Origin of the sequence: Nodularia harveyana UHCC-0300, assembly GCF_034931085.1 — a bacterium.
GTDB lineage: Bacteria > Cyanobacteriota > Cyanobacteriia > Cyanobacteriales > Nostocaceae > Nodularia > Nodularia harveyana.
In genome coordinates this window covers 1-25,887 of record NZ_JAYGHG010000032.1, presented here as the reverse complement: position 1 = coordinate 25,887, position 25,887 = coordinate 1, and the positions used below count along the sequence as shown (strand labels likewise).

General features: G+C 42.2%; 22 protein-coding genes and 1 pseudogene. 8 read left to right on the top strand and 15 right to left on the bottom strand.

Annotated elements, in window-relative coordinates; translation table 11 throughout:
* Positions 1 to 28 precede the first annotated feature (28 nt).
* Positions 29 to 982: an aldo/keto reductase gene (locus VB620_RS16735; RefSeq protein WP_323197291.1), complete on the top strand. Its 954-nt coding sequence runs from the start codon at positions 29 to 31 to the stop codon at positions 980 to 982.
* Positions 983 to 984: 2 nt separating this feature from the next.
* On the opposite strand, the gene VB620_RS16730 is transcribed toward VB620_RS16735, so the two are convergent.
* From VB620_RS16730 to purC, 7 genes are all read right to left on the bottom strand, one after another.
* The gene (locus tag VB620_RS16730; protein ID WP_323197290.1) at positions 985 to 2,268 is read right to left on the bottom strand and encodes a DNA cytosine methyltransferase; all 1,284 of its coding nucleotides are present in this window, start codon (positions 2,266 to 2,268) and stop codon (positions 985 to 987) included.
* A gap of 16 nt (positions 2,269 to 2,284) precedes the next feature.
* Positions 2,285 to 3,454: a lipid-A-disaccharide synthase gene (gene lpxB, locus VB620_RS16725; RefSeq protein WP_323197289.1), complete on the bottom strand. Its 1,170-nt coding sequence runs from the start codon at positions 3,452 to 3,454 to the stop codon at positions 2,285 to 2,287.
* Between the two features lie 232 nt (positions 3,455 to 3,686).
* Positions 3,687 to 4,505, bottom strand: a complete 819-nt coding sequence (gene lpxA / locus VB620_RS16720) for an acyl-ACP--UDP-N-acetylglucosamine O-acyltransferase (protein WP_323197288.1) — start codon at positions 4,503 to 4,505, stop codon at positions 3,687 to 3,689.
* 210 nt (positions 4,506 to 4,715) lie between these two features.
* Entirely contained in the window at positions 4,716 to 5,225 is a 510-nt protein-coding gene (gene fabZ, locus VB620_RS16715) for a 3-hydroxyacyl-ACP dehydratase FabZ (protein WP_323197287.1), read from the bottom strand.
* Between the two features lie 69 nt (positions 5,226 to 5,294).
* The gene (gene lpxC / locus VB620_RS16710; protein ID WP_323197286.1) at positions 5,295 to 6,131 is read right to left on the bottom strand and encodes a UDP-3-O-acyl-N-acetylglucosamine deacetylase; all 837 of its coding nucleotides are present in this window, start codon (positions 6,129 to 6,131) and stop codon (positions 5,295 to 5,297) included.
* 212 nt (positions 6,132 to 6,343) lie between these two features.
* Complete coding sequence (locus VB620_RS16705) at positions 6,344 to 8,566, bottom strand: BamA/TamA family outer membrane protein (RefSeq protein WP_323197285.1); 2,223 nt, start codon at positions 8,564 to 8,566, stop codon at positions 6,344 to 6,346.
* A gap of 165 nt (positions 8,567 to 8,731) precedes the next feature.
* A complete protein-coding gene (gene purC, locus VB620_RS16700; RefSeq protein ID WP_323197284.1) occupies positions 8,732 to 9,469 on the bottom strand; it encodes a phosphoribosylaminoimidazolesuccinocarboxamide synthase in 738 nt (245 codons plus the stop codon).
* A gap of 583 nt (positions 9,470 to 10,052) precedes the next feature.
* Between purC and VB620_RS16695 the strand changes: the two genes are divergently transcribed.
* Entirely contained in the window at positions 10,053 to 10,313 is a 261-nt protein-coding gene (locus VB620_RS16695) for a DUF7219 family protein (protein ID WP_323197283.1), read from the top strand.
* A 307-nt stretch (positions 10,314 to 10,620) separates the two neighbouring features.
* On the opposite strand, the gene VB620_RS16690 is transcribed toward VB620_RS16695, so the two are convergent.
* From VB620_RS16690 to VB620_RS16680, 3 genes are all read right to left on the bottom strand, one after another.
* Positions 10,621 to 11,757 carry a glycosyltransferase family 4 protein gene (locus tag VB620_RS16690; RefSeq protein WP_323197282.1) on the bottom strand — a complete coding sequence of 379 codons (1,137 nt, stop codon included), beginning with the start codon at positions 11,755 to 11,757 and terminating at the stop codon, positions 10,621 to 10,623.
* Positions 11,758 to 12,040: 283 nt separating this feature from the next.
* Complete coding sequence (locus VB620_RS16685; RefSeq protein WP_323197327.1) at positions 12,041 to 13,195, bottom strand: NAD-dependent epimerase/dehydratase family protein; 1,155 nt, start codon at positions 13,193 to 13,195, stop codon at positions 12,041 to 12,043.
* Between the two features lie 174 nt (positions 13,196 to 13,369).
* Positions 13,370 to 13,894 carry a hypothetical protein gene (locus tag VB620_RS16680; RefSeq protein WP_323197281.1) on the bottom strand — a complete coding sequence of 175 codons (525 nt, stop codon included), beginning with the start codon at positions 13,892 to 13,894 and terminating at the stop codon, positions 13,370 to 13,372.
* A gap of 266 nt (positions 13,895 to 14,160) precedes the next feature.
* Between VB620_RS16680 and VB620_RS16675 the strand changes: the two genes are divergently transcribed.
* The 4 genes from VB620_RS16675 (at position 14,161) to VB620_RS16660 (ending at position 18,250) form a co-directional block, all read left to right on the top strand.
* Entirely contained in the window at positions 14,161 to 14,505 is a 345-nt protein-coding gene (locus tag VB620_RS16675; protein ID WP_323197280.1) for a hypothetical protein, read from the top strand.
* Between the two features lie 90 nt (positions 14,506 to 14,595).
* Complete coding sequence (ycf46, locus tag VB620_RS16670; protein WP_323197279.1) at positions 14,596 to 16,107, top strand: stress-responsive protein Ycf46; 1,512 nt, start codon at positions 14,596 to 14,598, stop codon at positions 16,105 to 16,107.
* Between the two features lie 142 nt (positions 16,108 to 16,249).
* The gene (locus tag VB620_RS16665) at positions 16,250 to 16,600 is read left to right on the top strand and encodes a DUF1257 domain-containing protein (protein WP_323197278.1); all 351 of its coding nucleotides are present in this window, start codon (positions 16,250 to 16,252) and stop codon (positions 16,598 to 16,600) included.
* Between the two features lie 465 nt (positions 16,601 to 17,065).
* Complete coding sequence (locus tag VB620_RS16660; protein WP_323197277.1) at positions 17,066 to 18,250, top strand: response regulator; 1,185 nt, start codon at positions 17,066 to 17,068, stop codon at positions 18,248 to 18,250.
* A gap of 661 nt (positions 18,251 to 18,911) precedes the next feature.
* Here VB620_RS16660 and VB620_RS16655 read toward each other — a convergent pair.
* The 4 genes from VB620_RS16655 to thrS form a co-directional block, all read right to left on the bottom strand.
* Complete coding sequence (locus VB620_RS16655; protein WP_323197276.1) at positions 18,912 to 20,525, bottom strand: NAD(P)H-quinone oxidoreductase subunit 4; 1,614 nt, start codon at positions 20,523 to 20,525, stop codon at positions 18,912 to 18,914.
* Positions 20,526 to 20,776: 251 nt separating this feature from the next.
* Positions 20,777 to 21,289: a hypothetical protein gene (locus VB620_RS16650; protein WP_323197275.1), complete on the bottom strand. Its 513-nt coding sequence runs from the start codon at positions 21,287 to 21,289 to the stop codon at positions 20,777 to 20,779.
* 6 nt (positions 21,290 to 21,295) lie between these two features.
* Positions 21,296 to 22,213 carry a homoserine kinase gene (gene thrB, locus VB620_RS16645; protein ID WP_323197274.1) on the bottom strand — a complete coding sequence of 306 codons (918 nt, stop codon included), beginning with the start codon at positions 22,211 to 22,213 and terminating at the stop codon, positions 21,296 to 21,298.
* Between the two features lie 180 nt (positions 22,214 to 22,393).
* Entirely contained in the window at positions 22,394 to 24,223 is a 1,830-nt protein-coding gene (gene thrS, locus VB620_RS16640) for a threonine--tRNA ligase (protein WP_323197273.1), read from the bottom strand.
* Positions 24,224 to 24,719: 496 nt separating this feature from the next.
* On the opposite strand from thrS, the gene VB620_RS16635 reads away from it, so the two are divergent.
* Positions 24,720 to 25,037, top strand: coding sequence for a DUF2605 domain-containing protein (locus VB620_RS16635; RefSeq protein WP_323197272.1), 318 nt, complete (start codon positions 24,720 to 24,722; stop codon positions 25,035 to 25,037).
* A 275-nt stretch (positions 25,038 to 25,312) separates the two neighbouring features.
* On the top strand, positions 25,313 to 25,633 hold the full coding sequence (locus VB620_RS16630) for a DUF2973 domain-containing protein (RefSeq protein WP_323197271.1): 321 nt from the start codon (positions 25,313 to 25,315) through the stop codon (positions 25,631 to 25,633).
* Between the two features lie 161 nt (positions 25,634 to 25,794).
* Here VB620_RS16630 and VB620_RS16625 read toward each other — a convergent pair.
* Positions 25,795 to 25,887: pseudogene (locus VB620_RS16625) on the bottom strand (IS5/IS1182 family transposase); the annotation flags it as partial.

Below are 25,887 nucleotides of genomic sequence, written 5' to 3'. Positions count from 1 at the left end.
AAAAGACGCAATTTAGCCGCAGCGAACCATGATAAAAAAGCAAACACGGCGCAATTTTTTAATTACCAGCGTTGCTGTAGCTGGTGGTATTACAGCAAGTACTGCTTTTCAACAGTCTGCTAAATCAACAGCAACTATACCAGAACGAGTCCTGGGACGCACTGAGGTAAATTTACCTATATTCGGGTTGGGAGGTGCTGGACAAACGCCACTATCTTGGTATGACAGAGAAGGTGATGCTGAGGCTATTATTCAAAAGGCGTTGGAACTGGGTATCCGCTACTTTGATACTGCTGCTAGTTATGGCCCTAGTGAAGATTATTTAGGAAAAGTGCTACCACCCCATCGGGGAAAGCTGTTTCTAGCCAGTAAGACTGATAAAAGAGACTACGATGGTGCATGGCGAGAATTGGAGCGATCGCTTAAACGCCTGAATACAGATTACCTTGATTTATGGCAGTTGCATCATGTTTCTTTTACCTCAGAACTCGACACTATCTTTAGTGCATCTGGTGCAATTACAGCTTTAGAAGAAGCCATACAGCAGAAACTCGTCCGCTTCGCAGGTATTACCGGACATCATGACCCGGAGATAATTGCCGAAGGACTGCGCCGTTATCCCTTCCATGCTACACTGATTCCTGTGAATGCTGCTGACCAACATCACCCACGTCCTTTTCTTCCTGTAGTTATGCCAATAGCGCAAGCAAAAAACGTTGGTGTCATTGCGATGAAAGTCCCGGCTTATGGTCGGTTGTTTAAACCCGGTGGTTTGGCAGGTATGCAGCAAGCTTTAGGATATAGTATGTCTCAGCCTGGGGTTCATTGTTGCGTAATTGCGGCTGAAAACATAACACAATTAGAGAATAATGTCAAGGTGGCTAGTGCATTTAAACCCCTGAGTCAAAAAGAATTAAATGCGATCGCTCAACAAACGGCTAATATCTGGGAAGAAACCACATTCTTCCGGGCTTGGACTTGAATTTATTTACCATTCCTGACTCTAGGCTCTATAGTATGCGGATTCACCTCAAAGTGTTTAGCAGCTTGTTTCATGTTAAAACTTACTAATATCTCATTTCCTAAATGTTTTATCATTCTAGATTTATTTGATTTTATATCTAAACATTTAATAATTTCTAAGGCGACGGCTTTAGCTAAAAAAGGAGGAACAGAGTTTCCTATTTGTCGAAATCCATGCCATTTTGTGATGTGAAATCTAAACCAATCTGGATAAGAATGTAAACGCGCTGCTTCACGCACAGTAATACATCTGGGTATAAACGGATGAATGGGTCTAGGAGAAGTAAAAGCGCCTCGATTGCTAGGAGTTCCGGCTCTGAGAGTATTACAAATCCCTTGAGGATCAAGTTTATGGAAACGGCTGATTTTTTCCGTTTTACCAGCAGGTGTAGCTGCAAATCTGGTGATAGATGCTAAATTATGCGTTGTTCTTAAACTGGATGTCAGGATTCTAGAATCATACTGACGTTGATATGAATAATCATTATTTGTAGAACGAAGCCCACGAAGTAGCCGACCATAATTACTTGGTTTACCAAAATCTGCAACTACCCAATCACGTTGATATAATTCATGATATTTTTCAATTTCGGGTAAGTCTTGTAGTGCATCCCAAACGGTAGGAGTTAAAGTTATTTCCTGAGATGCTGCTGATTTATTTAATTTAGCCGTTTGAGTAATTGGTTCTGGATAATTTGGTAATTCTAAATCATGACGACAACCGAGAATAAATAATCTTTCTCGATTTTGTGGTACTCCAAAATGAGCCGCGTTTAAAACTTGATATTTTTCTCTGACTTTATAACCATTATTGATAAATTTATTAATTATTTCTGCAATAAATTCTTTATGTTTTCCAGCCGTCATTCCCTTGACGTTTTCCATCACAAAAAACTTCGGCTGGAGTTCTAATACTAATCTAATATAATGAAATACTAAAGAATTTCTAGGGTCTTCAAAAGAACGTTTACCTATTGATGAAAAACCCTGACAAGGTGGACCCCCAAAGACTACATCAATTTGGCGATCGCCTATAGCTGAATTTTTCCTAATTTCTCGACTTGTTGTTTTTTCCACAGACTGACATAAAACAGTCCAAAAAGGAAAATTAAACTCGTGGGTTGCACAGTGGATGGGGTCTATCTCTACAGATGCAAGTACATCAAAGCCAGCTTGTTCAAAACCAAGGGTCATTCCACCAGCACCAGCAAATAAGTCAACGGCGATTGGTCGTTTTTTTTTCATTGCTTATCCGCAGTCCCTATTCCCCAACACCCGCTAGCATTTGCAAAATTTCTCCAGCCACGCGATCGCACACCCCAACTTCTCCTAAAAGCTGCCGCATTTCGGTATAATCAGCGAAAGTTTGCGCCCGGCGCTCAGGATTTAGCAATAATTCCATTGATGCTTGGACAATATTTTCTGGTGTAGCTTGCTCTTGTAATAACTCCGGGATAATTTCCCTCATTACCACTAAATTAGGTGGTGAAGCAAAAACTATAGACCCTCTGAGAATATTCCGAGCAATCCAAACAGTAATAGGATTAAGGCGATAAACCACAACTTGCGGCACATTTAATAAAGCCAGTTCCAAGTTGACTGTACCAGATTTAGTAATTGCAAAATCAGCTGCGGCAAATAGTTCTTTTTGTTGACCGGATAAAATTGTCGCTCGCAAACCATAACTTTGAATTGCGGCTGCAATTGGCTCTCTGTAAGTTTCTAACGACAGAGGAATCCAAAAATGAACTTCTGGTAATTTCGCTTGGATAGTTTGAGCAGCCGCAAACATCACCGGTAGCAGATATTTTAATTCTTGACGACGAGAAGCTGGAAGCAGTGCGATCGCCTTTTGGTCTGGGGGAATTTGCAACTGAGCGCGGGCTGCTTGGCGACTAGGAGCATCTTGCATCCGGTCAACGAGGGGATGGCCGACCCAGGTAACATCTGCGCCGTTCTCACTAAAATAACGGGCTTCTTCCGGGAAAATAGCCAAAAGTTTATCTGTAAAGCCGACAATGCGGGATGTATTCCGCAAACCCATCGACCAAGCCCACTCTTGGGGAGCAATGTAATAAACCACCGGGACTTGTGGTAAATGCTTTTTTATATAAGTACCAATGCCCAGATTTGGCCCCATATAATCAATGAGTACCACTAAATCAGGAGGATTTTCTTGCAAAAATGCGATCGCTCGCCGTTGTACCTGAAGAGTAGGGAAAACATAAGGTAAAGACTCAATCAAACCCATAGAGCCAATCCCACTGGTTTTTCCCAAAATAGTAGCCCCAGCTGCTGCCATTTTTTCCCCACCCAGGGCCACAATTTCCAATTGCAAACCAGTTGCATCAGCTTGACGTTGCATCGCCGTAATCAGCAATGAGCCTTGCAAATCTCCAGATACTTCGCCAGTGCTGATAAATATTCGCATTTGATAACTAGTTAATAATTAAAATTTTACCAATGAGAATTTAGGAGTTAAATTATAGCAACCGCCAAGGTGGTTAGGACACAAACGGATCATAAAACCATTGTAATTAAAGAGTTTCAAGGCTTCCCCCTGCTCCCGGACACTGAGCGGCTTGTACTGAGCGAAGTCGAAGTAAGCCGAAGTGCTGCTCCCCTGCTCCCTGCTATATATATCTAACTCCTAACGTATAAATTCAAGACTCATCACTGGCGCTGGTTTGTTTCTTTCCCGGAATTAACCCACGTCTTCCCGGCATTTGAGAAAGTAGCAGAAAACGGCGCAGGTATTGCAGTTGTTCAGTTTCTCCCAGTTGTTCCAGTTCTGCCAAAGCCTCCTTAAAACTTAAGCCAGAACGATAGAGAATGCGAAAAGCCTTTTTGAGAACTTGCAAATCATCTGAGGTCATCCCGGAACGTTTTAGCCCCACTAAATTCAGGGTTCTCACCCGTGCGGGATTACCTTCCACCAACATATAAGGAGGCACATCCCGGTCAATACGTGCCATACCCCCGACCATTGCGTGTTGACCGATGCGGACAAATTGATGTACACCTAAAACTCCACCCAGGCGAGCGCGGGATTCTATGTGGACATGACCCGCCAAAGCGACGGAGTTAGGAATAATTACGTTATCTTCGATTACGCAGTTATGAGCTACGTGTACATAAGCCATTAACAGATTATTGTTACCAATTACGGTGGCTTCACCAGCACCAGTAGCACGGTTAATAGTCACATACTCACGAATCAAGTTATTGTCACCAATTTTGACCCAAGTTGGTTCTCCCACAAACTTGAGATCCTGGGGTTCCATGCCGATAGCCGCACCTGGAAAAATTTGATTTCGCGCCCCAATCTCACAAGGTCCTTCCAGTACAACATGAGCGCCAATAATTGTTTCCATGCCGACTTTGACATGAGCGCCAATCACAGCATAAGCACCGACTTGTACTGTGTGGTGGAGTTCCGATTTAGGATGAATTACAGCAGTTGGATGAATAAGCGTCTTCAAGGGTAAATCTCCAGATTTTGAAGTCTAGAGACGCGATGAATCGCGTCTGTACAATCAGTGAACGAAAGTGTCGAGTCAAGCAAGTTATGTGTAAGGGCGACGAAAATCTAGAAATTAAAATGCTATTGTGGATGATTATTTACTATTATTCTTATTGAGGTATAAGTTGAGAGTAAATCACGGCTTCATCCACCAGCACGGCCAAAACTTTTAGTTAATTAGAGAAAACATTAATTCGCCTTCAGTAGCCAGTTGACCGTCAACTTCCGCACGGGCTTTGACTTTAGCAAAACGACGCTGTTTAATCCACAACAGTTCCACTGTCATCACTAGCTGATCTCCGGGAACTACTTGACGGCGAAAGCGGACTTTATCGATACCAGCAAAAACAAATAGTCCATTTTCAAACCCCGGTAATTGCTTCAGAATCACACCGCCTACCTGAGCCATTGCTTCCACAATTAGCACCCCTGGCATTAGGGGTCGCTCTGGGAAATGTCCCTGAAATTGCGGTTCATTGACAGTGACGTTTTTCACCCCTACAGCCATTTTTTCTGGTACATAGTCAATGATTTTATCTACAAGTAAAAATGGGTAACGGTGAGGAAGCAATTGCTGAAGTTCTTCACATGAAAATTTGGTTTTAATTTCAGTTGTTTGTTCTGGGGTAGATATAGCTACAGTAGTATCGGGACTATTCACTTTTGCGACGGTTGCCATTAGTAGTATGGTGATGTGAAATTAATAAATCAAGTAGGCAGGGGTGAAAACCTCTGACGAATGGAGATTTTAGACTTGAATCAATTGCAATTCTAAAATTTTCCGAGCTAGTTGAATGTGTAAATTATGACTAGCTTTGTATGCCAGGAAGTGAGCTTGAGGGAAAGTTCCCAATAAACTCAAATCTCCTACTAAATCTAAGATCTTATGACGAACTGGTTCATTTGCAAATCTTAATGGTGGATTTACCCAACCTTCTTCTCCACAAACCAGGGCATTATCTAAGCTACCACCTTTAATTAACCCAGTTTTTTGTAAGTGTTCAATTTGGTGCAGTAAACCAAAGGTACGAGCCGGGGCAATTTCTTGATCAAAATTGGTACTCAGTGACCAACTATGCCATTGGTTACCAATAGCCGCTAGTTCAAAATCAATACCATAACTAAAACGAGTTTCTGAAGAGGGGAGGGCGCAAGCAAAAGCATCATTTTCATGTATCCAGATTGGCTCTTGCAAGACCAAAGGAACTGGCTGGGAAATTGGTTGTGATAGTAAACCAACTTCAGCAATGCTCTTTATCCAAAGCTTTGCCGAACCATCTAATAGTGGTACTTCGGGACCATCAATTTCAATACGGGCGTTATCCACACCCATCCCTATCAGGGCTGCTAATAAATGCTCAACTGTGCGAATACAGGCTTCACCTTTACTTAATTCAGTAGAGAGCAAAGTTTGATTAACGGCTGTAACATGGGCAGGAATCATGGGGGAATCTGGCAAATCCACCCGCACAAAGTAGCGCCCACTGCCAGGTTCAGCAGGTAATATACGTACATTGGTACTCACACCACTATGCAATCCCACTCCAGTTTGGATGATTTCTGCCGCTATGGTGTGCTGTTGCATGAGAAAAAAGTTATTATATGATGATTTTTATGATTCATTGCCAGTTTCGCCACAGACCCTGAGTGATGTACAAAATACAACTCCTCAGTTTTTGTTAATGGAAACAGTATTCAGGCAAATGTGACAATTAGCAAGTACCTACTACCCCTCAGCAAAAGTCAAAAGTCAAAAGTCAAAGGTTTAGGGACTAATGACTAATGACTAATGACTACTTAAAACCTTTCACCAATGCCAAAATTAATGCGACTATCACCGTCATCGTTGAGACCGTAGTCAATACGAATGGGTCCGAGTGGAGATTGTACACGCATACCCAATCCATAGCCGTAGCCACTACCGTTTTTGTTGAGGACTTCAGCCGATCTGGTTGTGCTTCCTAAGTCACTACCGACATCAAAAAATAGTGCGCCACTGACTACGGAGAAAACTGGGAAACGATATTCTACAGATGCTTGTACATAAGTGCGTCCACTGGTTAAGGCTCCTTCTTCGTAACCCCGAACAGAGTTGCTACCGCCAAGGGTAAAGGCTTCATAGGGAGGTAAGTCACCGAGAATTGTACCGCCTTGCAGGTTAAAGGCTAGGGTTTGTGGCCCTGGAGCGAAGTTAGTCAAACTAACGGGTACGTACTGGCTATAGTTACCTCGTAGTCTAGTGAGGGCAATGTTACCTAGTCCTATGGGTACGGACTGATCGACCCCAAAACGCAGGAAGGAACCTGTGGTGGGTTGTAAGGGGTTGTTACGTAGGTCGCGCTGTGCGCCTAGTTGTAAGAGTAACAAATCATCTTCACCTTCTCCTGAGAAGCTGAGGGGGACTGTTTCTCCGGCTTCTCCATCCCGGAACACAGTTCCTTCTGGTCTGACGTTACCATCGGCATCACGGGTAGAAATTCGTTGATATTGTAAGCCTGCGGAAGCAGTCCATTCTGATCTTTCGTAGGGATTGGCGGAGAGGGGACGGGTGAAATTAATACCACCACCCAAGCGGAGAACACGGGGGCGATCGCCTTCTGTTCCCTCTGGCTGTAATGTCCTAATATCACCATCTTGTCCATCAAAAATTAAGGAAATGGAACTGCGGCGAAACAGGTTGGTTGTATAAGAAGTTCTGTAGGGATCACCTGCAATCCAGGGGTCTGTAAATCGGAGGTCAAACAGCAGTTCTCGTTGTCCTACCTGTACTTCTGCTCCTAGATTTTGGTTTCTTCCTCCCAGGTTTTGCTGCTGATAACTCACAGTACCAAATAAGCCACTGGCAGAACTAAACCCGGCTCCGGCGGCGATGGAACCAGTGCTACGTTCAGCTACATTCACTACGACATCAACTTTACTAGGGTCAGTACCGGGGTCAAGGGAGACGTTGACATCTTCAAATAGCCCTAGTCCAAACACTCTCTGGAGGTCTTTTTGGACTACTTCGCGGTTAAATACTTCTCCTGGCTTTAATTTCAGTTCTCGCGTAATGATATATTCCTGTGTCCGTCCCCGAATTGGGTCTCCTTTCTCGTCTGTCTCCTGACCTTCGCGATCGCGGAACCGGACTTTAATATTTTCTACTACCCCTTCGGCTACTTCCAGCGTAACAACGCCGCTTTCGGAGATTTGGGGCGATCCAATGACGTTAGCCAGTACGTAACCTTGTTCTTGATACTGTTCAGTTAACTTCTTGATATCTGCTTGTAATTCCCGCAGGTTGAGAACTTGACCATATTGCTCCTGAAATATCTCATCTACTGTATTGGCAGGTAATACAGAGGGAACATCAGTGCCGGGATTGGCTTGTATTTCTACTTTAGAAAGGACAGGGTTGGGTTGGACAACAAAGCTTACCCGCACACCCAATGGTGTATCTTCTGGCACTGCTTTAACATTTGCGAAGAAGCCAGTCCCAAAGATAGCGTTAATATCTTCTTGTAGTTGAGCGCGGGTGGTGATCCGACCTGGTTGGGTACCAATTACTTGGAAAACTTCATTTTCCAGTTCTGGTGTTAGTTGTCCTGTCTCTGTTTTAACAACTACTTCGGACACTAGGACGCGGGGTTCCTCGGCATTTGGGGTGGGATTGGGAGGATTAAAATTTTCTGGATTGGGAGGAGTTTCAGGGGTTGGGGAGGGTACAGATTGGCTGAGGACAGGGGGAACACTTTCTGGAACTGAATTAGGCTGTTGGATGAAAAAATTTGAGGTATTCTCAGAGGTTTGACTAACTTCCAGCGTTGTCAAAGCGGGGATGATCACCTCTGATGTCGTCTTTGGGGCTAATTTAACTGGAACACCTATGACCACAGACTGAACCTGAGTTTCATTTTCTTGTTGCTGATTAGTCTCAGTTGTCTGTTCTGAACTATTAATAGTTTGGGCATTTGCACTGATTGAGCCACCTAATGGCGCTGCAATTGCTACAACGGCAACCCATACGGGAGATAAACGCATTTTATTTCAATTCCTCTTCACATCCACACACCGGGCTTTTGGCAATTATGCTTTTATGCCAAAGAAACTAGGTCACAATAAAGTCGTTTGCTATGGCCTATTTACTGGAGAATTTGTAAGGCATCAGTCAAAAACCCTATGCTCTTACTTTTTGTGTTGACAAATTCAAGTTTTATTTTCTACTACTTTTAAGACTCTTTGTAAAACCTCCTGGTAAGCATTTTCGACATTTCCCAAGTCCCGGCGGAAGCGGTCTTTATCCATTACCCGCAGGTTAGGATCTGCTTCGGTTGTGTTCCACAAACGGCAAGTATCAGGGCTAATTTCATCTGCCAAGAGGATCTGCTGTTGTGAGTCCAAGCCAAATTCCAGTTTAAAATCTACTAGGGTGATGCCACACTCCTGCCAAAAGCCACGCAGAAACTCGTTGACTTGCAATGCTAGATTGTGAATTGTCTCGACTTGTTCCGGTGTTGCTAGTTCTAACAGAAATAGGCGATCGCGTGTTAACAGTGGATCTCCTAATTCGTCTTTTTTGTAATAAAACTCCACCAAAGGTTTTTTGAGGATTGTACCTGTTGGTAGTCCTGTTTGTTGACATAGACTACCCGCAGCAATATTTCTTACCACTACTTCTAGCGGTACAATTTTTACAGCCTTGACTCGCATTTGATGCGGACTCGGACTATCAATATAGTGTGTTTTGATACCATATATTTCTAATTGCTGAAATAGCTGACTAGAAATACTACAGTTAATTTTTCCCTTGTCGATAATACTGCCACGTTTCTGGGCATTAAAAGCGGTGGCATCGTCTTTAAAATCAGCCAACAAGACTTCCGGATCATCTGTTGTATAGAGAATTTTCGCTTTGCCTTCGTATAGCTGGGAATAAACGGACATAATATAAGGTAAAGTTTTAGGCAGTGGGCAGTTTTTGCCCTTGTAGTTTTCACTATTTTATCTTTAGTTCTTGAATATCCGCCATTGATGCTGAGTTATCTATAATTTCCTCAGCTATTATCAAGCACCGACACCTAAAAAGGATATGCTACTTTTTAGCAGAGTTCAAAAATAATACAGGATAACATATATTCTCATTTTTAATAAAACTTATTCTCAATAGTATATATATATAAATCCACTATATATATAGTGCCAATTAAGTAAATATTTCTTCTATACTGCTTATATACAAAGTATTGAAACTATATCTTGATTTTTTAAATTCCCCTTCATCATCCATAATTTCTTCTCTCAGCCCTGGCATAATTAAAGTCTTGATGTACACTACTTCGGTCTGAGATCACAAACTAATAGTATTAAATGAATAAGATATAGAAGACTTTCCCATAAGAAAAATACCTCATTATGTTAGACAAAGAATATAAAAAACGAGGGGTTTTGTGGAATATAGAGTTTGGAGAGTTTATTTCTCGCAAATCCCTAAAACAGGAGCAGGATTTAGATATATGGAGAAAAAATAATGAGCAAAGATAATTTTCTCTATCCTCGTGGACGCTATTATGGCCATGTCAAGCCGGAAAACTTGGTATTCAATGCGAATTTACAAGAATTTGCTCAACGTATTAGTTATATCTGTAATTTAGAAACAGGTGGTAAATTAACCCCAGATGAAGCCTACGAACAAATCAAGGTTTTATGGAAACAGTTAAAAAAAACGAAAAAACAACTTCAAATCGGTGAAAGTCCCTTTGAAAATGATGATCGGGAAAATCCTACCTGAGATATTATAAATCAATAGTAAGGCTATTTTTTTCATCTACGAGACACCATCCCTAGAATATTGAGGTGGTGTCTCATGCTAATTACAGCAGTTTTAGAGAACTTAAGCACAAATTAGGAAAAACAATCAGTTGAGCCTAGTTTCTCCATCAACCAGAGAAAAGGAAGTCTAAAAAGTCAGATATAGCAACTCCCAAGGAAGTTATGACAGAAACAGATCATAAAACCCTTACAATTAGCGAGTTTCCAGCCCTTCGACTACGCTCAGGGCAAGCCTGTTCCCTGTTCCCTGTTCCCTGTTATGGTATTCAGGCTGCTGTTGTTAGTTGTGCCGAACATAGTACCTTTTGATAGTAATCTTGCAGTTGGCAAGTGGCGGCTGACCACCCCCATTTTTCTGCTTCTCTACGGGCATTTTGACGGATGGCCTCTCTTTCTTCTTTGTGTTCTAGAAGACGGATGGTAGCATCAATGGCATCTTGAATATCTGCTGCTGGGTCAAAAAGATAGCCATTTACGCCATCTGTGACAATATCAGGGATTCCCCCGGAACGGGCGGCGACTACTGGACAGCCAGCGGCCATTGCTTCTAGTAGGACTAAGCCTAATGTTTCTGTGCGAGAGGGAAAAATAAAGGCATCAGCGCTAGCAAAGGCAGAACCTAATTCTTCCCCCATCAGATAACCGACAAAATGTGTGGGAGTATCTGCAAAGTGTTTTTCTAATTCTTGACGGTGGGGTCCATCACCTACCAATGCTAATCGGGCATGGGGAATAGCTTGTAATATGGGCTTGATGCGATCAATTTCTTTTTCGGCGGAAAGACGACCGACATAAAGTAATAAGGGACTGTCTGGGTGATTTCGGGACAGACGCGATCGCATTTTCGCACTAGCTAAATTAGGATGAAATAATTCCGTATCCACACCCCTTTGCCAGACTTTCACCCGTTCAATACCGTGTTCTGTGAGTTCTTGCATCATCGCTGTGGAGGTGCAAAGATTCAACGCCGCTTGATTATGAGTACTTTTGAGCAATTCCCAGAGGAACCCTTCTAACATTGCTAAACCGTAATGCTGAAGATACTGAGGTAAATGGGTATGGTAAGAGGCTACTAGTGGTATTTTGAGCATCTTGCTATAAAAAATCCCAGCCAATCCTAAAACAGCTGGATTGACGACATGAATAATATCTGGCTGAAATTCTTCTAAAGCGTCACCAATGGCCGGACGAGGTAAAGCCATTTTTAACTCTGGATACAATGGCAATGGAAAACCACTAACACCGTAGACTTTAGCTCCTTTGTGTTCAGTAATACCGCCATCAGGAGCAAAAACTAATACTTGGTCACCATTCCGTTGTAGATGGTCTACAGTATGGCGTAGACGCGTGACTATGCCGTCTATCTTTGGGAGAAAGGTTTCACTGAATAGGGCGATTCTCATAAAAAACTATATAAGCAGATAATCTCAGCTTCTTTTGCATTCCAGTCAATCTGAGGCTGTAGAGACAAATCCTCCCTATGCAGGCTGAATGGTAAGTCGGCTTTGCTGGGTAGAAGTAGGCAAAATTTCCGTGTAGTTTTAGCTTGTGGAATGCTCAAGGTATTACAGTGACCCTAGCCGAATCCTGCCTACTCCACTAAATACATGGTCGATGATCAACAAAAAATCACTGTTCATTAATGTTGTGCTAGGACATAACGAACAGTGTATGACAGGCTTTAATTTATTTTCTGTGCCAAGATACCTTGGGCAGAATTTGTTTGTGATCAACTCGTTTTTCATACTTGACGGCAAAGTTTAACAGCGAATCAAGTAAGGAATCGGAGAGATAATGGGGCTGTAAGCCTAGATCCAGCAGTTTGGTATTTTTAGCGTTGAAGTAATGTTCTTCTCTTTCAACTCTGGGGTTATCCAGGTGATTGATGTCCACATTTAGTCCGATAGCATTGCCAGCTTTTTTAACCATTAATGCCAGGTCAGCAATGCTGAATAGTTCAGTAAATTGGTTAAATACCCGGAATTCGCCAGGTGCAGCTGGGTTAGCGATCGCTAGTTCAATACATCGCACTGTGTCTCGAATATCTAGGAAGCCACGAGTTTGTCCACCTTTACCGTAAACGGTGAGCGGGTGGGCGATCGCCGCTTGAATACAAAACCTGTTAAGTGCTGTACCAAATACACCATCATAATCAAGGCGATTAATTAACATTTCGTCCATTCCCGTTTCTTCGGTTAGAACGCCATAAACTATCCCTTGATTTAAATCTGTAGCTCGCAGCCCCCAAGTGCGACAAGCAAAATTGATATTGTGACTATCATGAACTTTGCTCAAGTGGTACATCGAACCAGGCTGCTTCGGATACGGTAAGGTATCTTTGCGCCCGTTGTGTTCAATTGTGATGAACCCTTCTTCAATATCAATATTGGGTGTACCATATTCACCCATTGTTCCCAGCTTCACCATGTGGCAATCGGGGAAATCTTCTCGCATGGCGTACAGCAAATTTAAAGTGCCGACGACGTTATTAACCTGAGTGAGAACGGCGTGTTCTCGGTCAATCATGGAAAAGGGTGCTGATCGTTGTTCACCAAAATGCACTAGGGCGTTCGGCTCAAATTGGTGTAAAACTTGCTTGAGAAATTCGTAATTAGTAATATCGCCAATAAATAGGTCGATAGACTTACCTGTCAAATCTTGCCAGCGCTGGAGCCGTTTTTGAATTGGTGCAATGGGAGTTAGAGTTTCGAGACCCAATTCACTATCCCAGTGCCGCCGCACCAAATTATCTAGAATTGCAACTTCATAACCTCGGTTGGAAAGGTAAAGTGCAGTTGCCCAACCGCAATATCCATCACCACCAATTACCAGGACTTTCATCTTCACCAGTTTTTACTCGCTGATAGCTAAATCTATCAGGTTTCTGTACCCTCTTCACCATCATTCTGATAAAAATAAGTGATTTTACCTGTGTAAATCCCAATGATGAGCATGAGAGAAGGGATCAAGAGCAATCATATTGTGCCAGATGCTTTCTGTTTTCTGGTTTTTTCCTTAGTCTGGAATCCTGTATTGGTAAGCAATGTAGTAAAACAAATTATAGTAATCTGAAAAGTCTTGATTCTCGCTCCGGGCTTGCCAGTGATATTCCACTTGATCCTGAGTGAGGCTCAAGGTCATCGAGCTAATTTGCTGATCAATTTCCACTAGCAGCACTCCAGATACACCTTGAGCTGTTTTAAAGTTGGGATTGATAGTTGTTTGACTATTTGTTGCTATAGATTCAGGTAGCCGATTAGCAGCCCATGCCCGAATTTCTACAGAATTATTTTTTGATGATACTAAAATAATTCCATCATTATTTGTTTTTGCTGGTAGGGCATTCCAGTTATTGGGATATGGAAACTCAAAGCCATAGCGGGAATTAGTATAAGTATCCCATGTCACATTGGGCGCAGGTAAACTGGTTGCAGTACAACTCCACAGACTTAATAGCAGAGCGGTCTTACTGCCAAGGCTTTGGATTTTAGTATAAATTCTTTGCTGAAAACTACAGGTTTTTACTGTAGTGGTAGACATAATTGTTGTTTGCTAAACTGACTTATCTTTCAAAATTAGCAGATAATTGGATCTATATAGATAAATTACCGGATTTTTATAACTGCTGAATTATTTAAGCTGAAAATCACCAAATGTTGTTTAAATAACTCAGCTTAATAATTCTCGCCACTTGTTTTGTAAACAAATGTAACAAAAGTGCCGTTAAAACGTTTTAATGTCTTGACAACTCAGAAACCAACCGATAACGTAATATACATACCCGGGTAAGGCCGTTAAAGAGTTATATGCAAACTAAGCAAAAGGTTACTTTGTATCTGTCGCCAGAACTTCACAAAAAACTGAAGATTCGTTCAGCTATTGATTCGGAACCGATGTCAGAGCTTGCCGAACGCGCCCTAGTCTTCTACCTAGCTAACTCAGAACTAGTTGAGGAAGTCGAAGCTTCTGCCTATGGACGAACGCACCGCATTTACTCCTGTCCAGAATGTGAGAGTTCATTAGTCTTACGTGATGGAGAACTGATTGCCATGAGCCGTCAGCCAGGAATAATCCCAGAGCATCTACCCATTGATGAAATGGCAAAAGATGAAACTCATCCCAAGGGTGAGGAAGAATTGGTTCCTTGCTAGGTAAGAATGATGAATAGAAAATTCATGATTCTGTTGCCACAACCAACAAACGATGTCTTTACTGTATAAGGTCTCAAGCAGGTCGATTGTATGAAAGAAGAGCTCAATATCCTAATTCAAGCTCAATATCCTCTAATCTACCTTGTGACCTCAGAGGAAGAGCGGGCGGAACAGGCAATTTCCACAATCGCCCAAATATTAAAGCCCCAACGCCGCGTCTACGTCTGGACAGTAACTCACGGCATCGTGGAATATGGGCAACCCCGGAATGTCACGCAGCACAATACTGTTTCACCAGAAGCTGCTATTGAGTGGATCATCCGGCAGAAAGAACCTGGTATATTTATTCTTAAAGATTTACATCCGTTTATTGATGCGCCTGCGACAACAAGATCCTTGCGTGATGCGATCGCTAGTTTCAAGGGAATGCAGAAAAACATCATTTTGATGTCACCCATGCAGCAAGTTCCCATAGAACTAGAAAAAGAAGTTGTCGTTCTTGACTTCAAATTGCCAGACATGGCTGAGTTAAACAAAGTATTAACTTATCATTTAGAGCAAAATCGAGGCAGACGGCTGACAACCGAGGCGCGAGAAAAACTTCTCAGAGCAGCTTTAGGCTTAACTAAAGACGAATCTGAGAAAGTATACCGGAAAGCACAGGTAACAACTGGACGGTTAACGGAAGATGAAGTAGATATTGTTCTATCTGAGAAAAAGCAACTCATTCGTCGCAATGGTATTTTAGAATACATCGAAGAAGATGCAACCATTGATGCGGTAGGAGGCTTAGAAGAACTAAAACGGTGGCTCAAACAGCGCTCTAATGCCTTTACTGAAAGGGCGAGAGAGTACGGTTTGCCTCAGCCAAAAGGAATGTTAATTCTTGGTGTTCCCGGTTGTGGTAAATCGCTAATTGCCAAAACGACCTCCCGACTATGGGGTTTGCCATTACTACGCCTAGATATGGGGCGAGTATATGACGGCTCAATGGTAGGACGAAGTGAAGCCAATCTACGTAATGCCCTAAAAACAGCAGAATCCATCTCTCCGGCGATTCTGTTCATAGACGAGTTAGATAAATCCTTTGCGGGTAGCTCTGGTTCATCTGACTCCGATGGTGGTACATCAAGTAGAATCTTTGGTTCTTTCCTTACATGGATGCAAGATAAGAAATCTCCCGTATTTGTCATGGCAACTGCTAACCGAGTGGAACGCTTGCCGGGAGAGTTTCTGAGGAAAGGACGCTTTGATGAAATTTTCTTTGTGGATCTGCCCACAGCCGAAGAAAGGCAGGATATCTATAATATCCACCTCACCAAACGTCGTGAAGACATTTCCCGATTCGACCTTGAGCAATTAGCCAAGATGTCTGACGGCTTCTCTGGGGCAGAAATTGAACAAGCACTTGTGGCGGCAATGTACGAAGCCTTCGCCCAAGACCGCGAGTTCACCCAATTAGATATTATTGCTGCACTCAAAGCAACTCTGCCGTTGTCACGTACCATGCAAGAACAGGTAACAGCCCTGAGAGATTGGGCCAGACAGCGAGCCAGACCAGCCGCAGCCTCCGTTGCTGAATATCAGCGCTTGGAGTTTTAAAAGCTTTCCCCTGCTAATACCAGGGGCAAAGGCTAGCCCCCAAAGCTAGCAGTTAAGAGAAAAAGCCGCATTTTTATCAGCGCGGCTTCCCGAAAAAAAAACCGTTGTCTTTTTCTCACACTTCTCACTGGAGGAAACCCAAATGTCTCATTTTAGCACTCTGCGTACCAAAATCACCGATGCTGAAATCCTCAAGTCTTCTTTGCGCGACTTAGGTATTAGCGTCAAGACTGAAGCTGATATTCGTGGTTACAATGGCCAGCGTGTTCGTTCCGACATCGTAGCTGTTTTGGAAGGTGAATATGATTTAGGTTGGTCTCGCAATAGCGATGGTTCTTTTGACCTGATCGCTGACCTGTGGGGCGTTGCTAAGAAGCACAACCAAACCGAGTTGATCAACTCCATCAACCAAAAGTATGCTGTTAACAAAACTTTGTCTGAAGTAAAACAGCGCGGTCTGCAAAACGCCAATGTCAAGTTGGTATTGCAATAGAATTTTCTCAGCGCGTTCCCAAAGCTGAACGGGTTAACCACTTTCTTAGCGGTTAGCCCGCTTTTTTTTATGGGTATTTATTGCTACAGAAGTTATTTTTTTACTCTACTTAGCACTACCAACCTCATTGAATGTAGAATTTGCCTCTCTTTAGGTTCTTGAGTAGCAATCAAGGTTTTTCGCCGGTTGTGATGTAAAAAGTCATACCTCCTTCTCCCATTCCAAGGCATGAAGCAAATATTTTATACTTAATATGATCGAACACAGCTAGATGTGTGATCCGACATCGCCAGATACTTTGATTACACATACTTAACATCTAAATTTAAAATGTTAAGATATAATAAGAATAACCTTTCAAATCAATAATCAATCAAATCAACGGTTTCGAGGATTTAGCAATAACGATATAGCTAGTTTAAGAATTTGAAAGGCTGATTTGTTAATCAAAGACTACAACTAACTATGAGCCACCAAGACTTGACGATATCGAATTCCATACTTGATGAGTTTAAAAATTGTAGTCAAATGCAATACAACGGTTGCTTAAGAATTACAAGTATCCAGGGACATCACTGGAATTTTCTTTATCGTCTAGGACGCATAGTTTGGGCTAATGGAGGAATTCACCCTTTCCGTCGCTGGCGGCGAAATATGGCTCAATATTGCCCCCAAATTGATATAGAGCAGTTAAAATTGCGTGGAGAAGACTTAGAAAAAAATTGTTGGGATTATCGCATTCTGGAAACGCTGTATAAAAAACACCAAATACAACGAGAACAAATTCACACGATGATCGAAAACACAATAGCAGAATTGTTGTTTGATGTAGCGCAACAAACTAATTGTGTGTCTGTAAGTTGCGATCGCACCCAGGATATTATCATTGAAACACCAGTGAGTTTCACGAGTGCAGATGTGTTTATGAAAAATATGCAAGACTCGTGGAAAGTTTGGTCAGAGGCTGGTTTGGCTAATTTCTCTCCTCAATCAGCCCCAGTTATCCGAAAACCAGAACAACTTGCGCACCATGTCAGTGAATCTGTCTACAAAAAGTTTGTGAATTTGCTCAACGGTAAATATACGCTGCAAGATTTAGCAGCAAAGTTTCAGCAAAGTGTTGTGACTCTTACCCGTTCATTGTCTCCCTATATTGTTAGAGGGATGATTGAATTGGTAGAAATCCCTGATGTGCCTTTATCATCGACAGCATTCAAAAAGAATGATCATTCCGCCTCACCTAAAACATCAACTGCGCCATTGATTGCTTGCATAGATGATAGTCCTCAGATTTGTCAGACAGTAGAGGGAATTATCGTCTCCCAAGGAATGAGATGTATCAAAGTTCAGGATGCTATACAAACTTTACCAATCCTGATTCAAAACAAGCCAGACCTCATCTTTTTAGATTTGATCATGCCTATTGCTAATGGTTATGAAATTTGTAGTCAGTTGCGCCGAGTTTCCGCCTTTGCCAATACACCGATAGTGATTCTAACGGGAAACAATGGTCTTGTGGATCGAGTCCGCTCTAAGGTAGTCGGTGCGACAGATTTTATGGCTAAACCCGTAGAATCAGAGAAAATCATGAGTGTAGTACGGAAATATCTACCCGTCGAGACTCAACATCAAGTCAAGTATGGTTATTGATTTTCTAGCAGTATTGGGTTCAATGCAAAAATATAGCAGGGAACAGGGAACAGGGAACAGGCTTGCCCTGAGCGTAGTCGAAGGGCTGGAAACTCGCTAATTGTGAGGGTTTCATTATCTGTTTCTGTCCTAACCTCCTTGGCGGTTGCTATAGCTTTTGGTTCGACCCAATTCATCAAACTGATCATTATTCATGTCCAAAAAAACATAAGGGTAGTTTTACCAAAAAATGGGGTGTAAAGCCCCGTCTCTTCAGGACGGCTTTCGAGAGCGTGATTTAGGCAAAGAATCTTGATGCATCATAGTCTGTAATCGTTGTAAAATAAATGGCAAGTTCTTCGACATACTTAAGGTATAGGGTTCGACCCAGAAGTTGGGTTGGTAAGATCTTAGACGCACTGTAAGAATGTAGCTGAGTAGTTTAGTTGGGAAGAAACGAGTTGCTAGCGGTAAAATGCAGGACTCAATTAAGTTCTACGAAGCCTAAAGTCAGAAAACCAACTCTGGTAGTTTGGAATAATCCAACTGGTGAGGACATTTTCCAGTAGGAGAGGAAAAGTTAGACGGGCTTGAGTCCGCATTTTCCGCCAGTATCCTATAATCCCTGTCCCTTCTGGGGCGGGGAGTATGTCAATGGCAATACCCGGATTGGGGATTATATTTACTCTGAGAGATTAACTACAGTATCAACTTGAGATGAAGCTAAGGTTGGTGTAGTGAAGATAGTCGAATATAGACTTGCGGGTTGCTGACGTGCGAAGACTGGTAGAACTTGACGCGCATGGGTTGCTAGTTCCACTGCTTTCACATCGTAAGTCTGCGTCACTAACTTGGGATAGAAACCAATACCGATAATAGGAAGAATCAAACAAGCGGTGATAAATAATTCACGAGGTTTGATGTCAGAAACTACAGTATCTAAATGTAATTCTTGGTTTTGTTCGCCGTAGAACACTTGGCGCAACATTGATAGTAAATAAATGGGAGTTAAAATCACGCCTACTGCCGACAACACGATGACTACAATTTTGAAGCTGGAACTGTAAACATCGCTGGAGGCGATACCGAGGAACACCATCAACTCACCCACAAAACCACTCATTCCGGGTAAAGCCAGAGAAGCCATTGCACCAATTGTAAAGACTGCAAAGGTTCTGGGCATTACTTTCGCCATACCGCCCATTTTGTCCATCATTAAGGTGTGGGTACGTTCGTAAGTTACACCAGATAAGAAGAATAAGCTAGCAGCAATCAAACCGTGGGAAACCATCTGTAATACAGCACCGCTAATCCCAATCTCTGTATAAGAGGCTATGCCGATTAAGACAAATCCCATGTGGGCAATTGAGGAGTAAGCCAGGCGACGTTTCAGATTTGTTTGGGCGAAGGCACAGCAAGCACCGTAGACAATGTTAACTACACCTAAAACTACTAGGACTGGGGCAAAGTAGACATGGGCGTTAGGCAACATTTCGACGTTAAAGCGGATGAGTGCATAACCACCCATTTTCAATAACACACCAGCCAAAATCATGGAACCAGGTGCAGATGCTTCGCCGTGGGCATCAGGTAACCAAGTGTGTAAGGGGAAGATGGGCATTTTCACGCCGAAGGCGATTAAGAATCCTGTATAAGTTAATAATTCTAAGGCTTTGGGGTATTGCTTCATTCCCAGAGTCGCCATGTCGAAGGTGACGGTATCTCCTGAGAATGCCATTGCAAAACCAGCTACCAAGATAAATATTGAGGCGGCGGCTGTATAAAGAATGAATTTAGTGGCTGCGTAACGGCGGTTTTGTCCTCCCCAGATGGAAATGAGCAAATATACAGGTACTAACTCGATTTCCCACATTAGGAAGAATAATAGCAAGTCTTGGGCGACAAATACGCCTATTTGGGCGCTGTACATCACTAACATCAACGCATAAAACAATCGCGGCTTAGTGGTTACTTTCCAAGCCGCGAAGATTGCCAGTGTGTTAATTAAGCCGGTTAATAATAGTAAGGGCATTGATAAACCATCAACACCGACTGACCAATTTAAACCTAGCTGTGGAACCCAAGCATAGTTTTCTACGAGTTGCAGTGTGGGGTTTTGGAAGTCGTAGCTATACCAAAAGGCAGAAATTATCAGGGCAAAGTCGGCGATCGCCACTCCCAAACCATACCAACGAACGGTCTTTCCTTCTTTATCTGGGATGAAAGGGATGGCTAAGGCAGCCACCAAGGGTAATAAAATTATGGCTGATAGCCAGGGAAATTCAATAGCATTCATTACTTCTGACAATCGATTTACCTTTTTGGTTATGATTTCACTATATGAAGGAATTTGTAGTTTTGTAAATATTTTTAATTCCTAATCTCTGCTTTTTGGGTAGATTTTAGGAATAAATACTTACCAATTCCTGTCAAAACCATTTTAGTTGTAAACTTTTGCAACGTCAATACAAAAATATATAAAAAAAGGTGACTAAAGCCACCATTCTCAGTTATAATCTCATTCGTTTTTGATAAATATAGGCAATTTCAGACTATCCGATTAACAATAGACCAGACTTCGCCATCTGAGCGCACATAGGGAACTGAGATGGTCTTAAACCCAGTAATAAAGGGCTTGTAGTAGACGTGCCAATACATGGGACTCAAATAATCAGCGCAAGATTTCAGCAGACGGATTTCCGTAGACAATTCCGCCGCTAGTTGATTAATGCGTTTAGCATGAACTTGAGCTACTTCTCTAGCTTGTTCTAACTCTTCCACTTGGGTAAGTTGTTGGGATTGTTTTTGCCAATGTTCTAATTCAGCTTGTTTGTATTGTCGCTGTATTTCTAGGGCGGCGATCGCATCGTCTATACCCTTGAGTTCTACAGACAATTGGGCATTTTCTCTGGCTTGGCGGCGACAAGCTTCCACCATTGCGGAAGGTGAATCATTCTTGCCAGACAATACATTATTGATACTCAGGGTAGCCCGTTCTTGCTGAAGCGCCTGAATTTCTGAGTTAAGGGTGGTGATTTCGGTATGAATTTCGTTAATCATGACGGTTTATCCTTGGTAGCTTGCACCTTGGGTATCCAGAGAAAGCGATCGCACTATGGCTGTAATTCCTACTTCTTGCCAAGCTGATAACATCGCTGCTTCTACAGCCGGAGAATGTAACTTATCTACTAAAGCTAACAGTGTCGGTCCTGCACCACTAATTACCATCCCATAAGCACCAGCTTTCATTGCAGCTGCATTCACCGCATCGTAACCAGGAATCAAGGCTTGGCGATATGGTTGGTGTAATCTATCTTGCAAAGCTGTGCTTAACCATTCTCCTTTACCAGTTTCCAAACCACGCAATAATAAACCCAAATGTGCTGTGTTGAAAATTGCATCTGCACGACTCACCTGAGTGGGTAAAACTTGTCGCGCTTCACTGGTGGAAAGCTCAAAATCAGGAATGGCCAGAACTGGGACAACATTTTCATCCCAAGGAATATCGCAAATTGTCCAATCATTACCAGTGGTAGCAGCCAAACGACATCCCCCTAACAGCGCTGGAACTACATTATCAGGATGTCCTTCCATGGCGATCGCTAATTCCATCACCTGTAACTGAGTCAAAGGCGCACCCGCCAGTTGATTCGCACCAACCAACCCGCCGACAATGGCTGTAGCTGAACTACCCAAACCTCTCGCCAAAGGCACACCAAGCTCAATTTCCATCTTTACCGATGGTGGTGTCTGTCCTATATATTGATATAACTTGACGAAAGCCTGATAAAGAAGATTACTTTCATCGGTTTGCACCCGTTCAGCTTCTGCACCTGTGACATCAATAATTAATCCACCCTCATCTAAGGCAGTAAATTTAAACTTGTTATACAGCGTTAAGGCTGCACCGATACAGTCAAAACCAGGCCCCAAGTTAGCTGTAGTGGCGGGAACGGTAACAGTGATACTAGAAATAACAGACATCTGCAAATACTCTCCAATCATCAACCAGCATCTCATGTTAAGGGGTCATTGGCTCATGAGTCTTGGTAATTGCTGCCAGAGATGATTTGCAAAACTTAATATATGAGTTAGCGATCGCTTTGAGAAAATCTGGATAATTTACAGTTGTGGTGAGGCTAGGCAATGCCTAGCCTATTATCGTTAGAAGTTCTTGAAGTTAGCGATCGCATCCTTCATTTTATCCACGACCTCATCCACAGGGATAGCGCCTAACTCCCCAGAAGCACGGGTACGGATACTCAAGCTATTTGATTCCACTTCTTTAGCTCCAACCACCGCCATTACAGGTATCTTTTGTTTCTCGGCATTGCGGATGATTTTACCCAGGCGATCGCCACTGGTATCGACCTCAACCCGGATACCCGCAGCCAGCATTTTTGCTGCCACATCTTTAGTAAAATCTAACTGAGCTTCACCCACTGGTAACAATCTCGCTTGCACAGGTGCTAACCATAAAGGGAAATCTCCAGCGTATTCTTCAATCAAAATCCCAATCAGCCGTTCTAAAGAACCAAAAGGCGCACGGTGAATCATTACAGGACGTTGGCGGGAACCATCTTCAGCCACATATTCCAAATCAAAACGTTCTGGTAAATTGTAATCTACCTGAACAGTTCCTAACTGCCATTCCCGTTCCAAAGCGTCACTAAAGATAAAATCTAACTTAGGACCATAAAACGCCGCTTCCCCAATTCCCTCAAAGTAATTCATTCCCAACTTTTCCACAGCGCGGCGAATAGCACCCTCGGCTTTATCCCAAACTTCATTAGAACCGATATACTTATCACTGGCTGGATCACGGAAACTGAGTCTAGCTTTAAAATTCTTCAATTGCAGACTTTTAAACACCGACAGAATCAAATCCACCACATTGAGAAATTCACTGTCTAGCTGTTCAGGAGTAACAAACAGGTGAGAATCATCCACAGTAAAACCGCGCACTCTGGTTAAACCACCCAATTCTCCTGATTGTTCATAGCGGTAAACCGTACCAAATTCGGCAAATCTAATCGGTAATTCCCGATAGGAACGTAACTCACTCTTGTATATTTGGATATGGAAGGGACAATTCATCGGCTTGAGGACAAAACCCTGCTCTAAAGCTGCGGCTTCCTCATCATCCGACATCAAAGGAAACATATCTTCCTTATACTTTTGCCAGTGTCCAGAAGTTTTAAATAAATCCACTCTCGCAATGTGGGGCGTTACCACAGGTAAATAACCCCGCTTTAGCTGTTCTTTTTTGAGGAAATCTTCTAAAACACTCCGTAACAAAGTACCTTTAGGTGTCCACAAAGGTAAACCCGGCCCCACTTGTTCGGAAAATATAAATAATCCTAGTTCCTTACCAAGTTTACGGTGGTCTCTTCGTAAAGCTTCTTCTTTGCGCCGCTTATACTCAGCCAGTTGTTCTGGGTTTTCCCACGCAGTCGCATAGATGCGTTGTAACTGCGCCTTGGTTTCATCCCCACGCCAATAAGCCCCAGCTACACTTTCTAACTCAATGGCTTTAGGGTTTAAGTCGCTGGTATTTTCCACATGAGGCCCGGCGCACAAATCCCACCATTCATTTCCCAGATGGTAAATTGTGATGGGTTCTTCTTTAATATCTCCCAGGATTTCCAGTTTGTAAGGTTCCTGAATTTCTGAGATTCTTTTTTCAGCTTCTTCTCGGCTGACTTCTTCTCGCAGCACTGGCAATTTACGATTAATAATCTTCACCATCTCTTTCTTGATGGCTTTCAAATCATTTTCGCTAAATGCTTCTGGACTATCGAAGTCGTAGTAAAAACCGTTTTCAATCCAGGGTCCGATGGTAACTTGCGCTTTAGGAAACAGCTTTTGTACCGCCATTGCCATTACGTGGGAAGCTGTGTGGCGAATCTTCTTTAATGACTCCGATTCGCTAGTACGCGGTAAATAAATTTTTTCAGGTTGTTCTGATTGAACTAGAGATGAATTTGGCGACATCGGCTACTGAACCATTAGCGAAGTGATTGCAAAAAGATAATTTTAGTAGTTAAAACTCTGAATAATCTACTCAGTTTCTGGGTAATAGTATTTTTTTACTCAGCAATCAGTATTCAAGGAGCATACATCACCCATCGATGCTGCCTCAAATATAACGAGTTTTTTTAGTTTCATGACTACCAGTGAGACGTTAATATTTTTGTTTAATTGACCCTGTTCTCATAAACTTCAGATATTTAGGTTTGAGGACTCAGCGTTACACTGAGAAATTATGCAGTGGCAGTTTTAGCTCAGTTATAGTTAGGATCAAGCAATATTCAGTCTTTTTTGTATGTTTAATTTTTAGATATAGCTCACGGCAATCCTAATCATAGCCTATTTTGTCACTATTCTTGAAAATATTCCCAAAATCTGTCTGAGGAAAGAGACGAACAAATGTTAATTTTTGTGAAAAATGTTAATATTATGGGTGAAGTTAGAAATATACTTTTTACTTATGCAGGACTCGAGTTTACCAGGGACAGAGATGCTGAAAACGGTATTAGAACCTCTACTGGAGGATTTTAATCATTGGTTTACGCGATCGCGTGAATTGTTAGAAACCGGGCAACTCTCATTTATGAGTCACCAAGAGCAATCTGATTTACTTTTGCGGGTGAAACAGGCGCAAGAAGAACTCAAGGCAGCAACAATGTTATTTACCGCCACCGATGGACAAGTAGGGATTGAGATGAATACCTTAATGCCTTGGCACCGATTGGTAACGGAATGCTGGAATGTATCCATGCGTTTACATCAAACACGAGAAGGATGAGAGAACACTGCTCATTTATTTCAGCAAACTGATTGGCAGAATAAAAAACACTATACAAGTCGCATTGAAGATACAAGATCCTTAATATTAATTTTATTAATAAATAATGTATCCCATGCTACGTTAGTTTGAATAACGATTAACAAATTTTTTCCTAAAAGTATAGACGTACCAGGTGTGCGTTAGATATTTATCTTCGCCGGATATGACAATCGAGGCGAAGCAAAAGTTACCGATTAAAGATTTAAAACTTGCTGCTCTTGGAGGAAAACCCGATGTTACACCTACTTTATATTTTGGCTTTTACAATTCTGGCGTTGATAGCGGTGGCTAACTTAATCCGTAACTTGATTATGTTTAGTTTTGATCGAGAGCGGGTTTACCCAGCTAAATATTCATCAGCAGATAATCCCGGTTATCTTGCTTCCAGAAAACAATTTATTCCCCACCCAGAGTTATTAGACAAAGCAGGAAATCTGATTAAAGAACCTTTGTTAGTTATGCGTTCAGTCAATGTTGAAGATGCTCGTCAACAATTAGATGCTCTTTATGAGTCTTCTCCAGGACACAAAAGCGATCGTCAAGAAGAAGGTTAGTTTTTCACAGTCATTTTAGTATTTGTAGCATTGGGGGTTTAGAAAAGAACCCCTATAACTACTATAAATTATTCCTGAACATGATCGATGTATTGGGGAAACCAGTTTTCATCTAAGATTTGTTCTAAGAGGGTGTTTGAAAAGTTTTAGGGAGTCAAAAATTAAGCTAGTCGCCTGACCATAATACGGATCATGGCAAGGTAGATAAATGTCTCTGATGTTTCCGGTAATAACTCATAGTCTCTGACCAATCG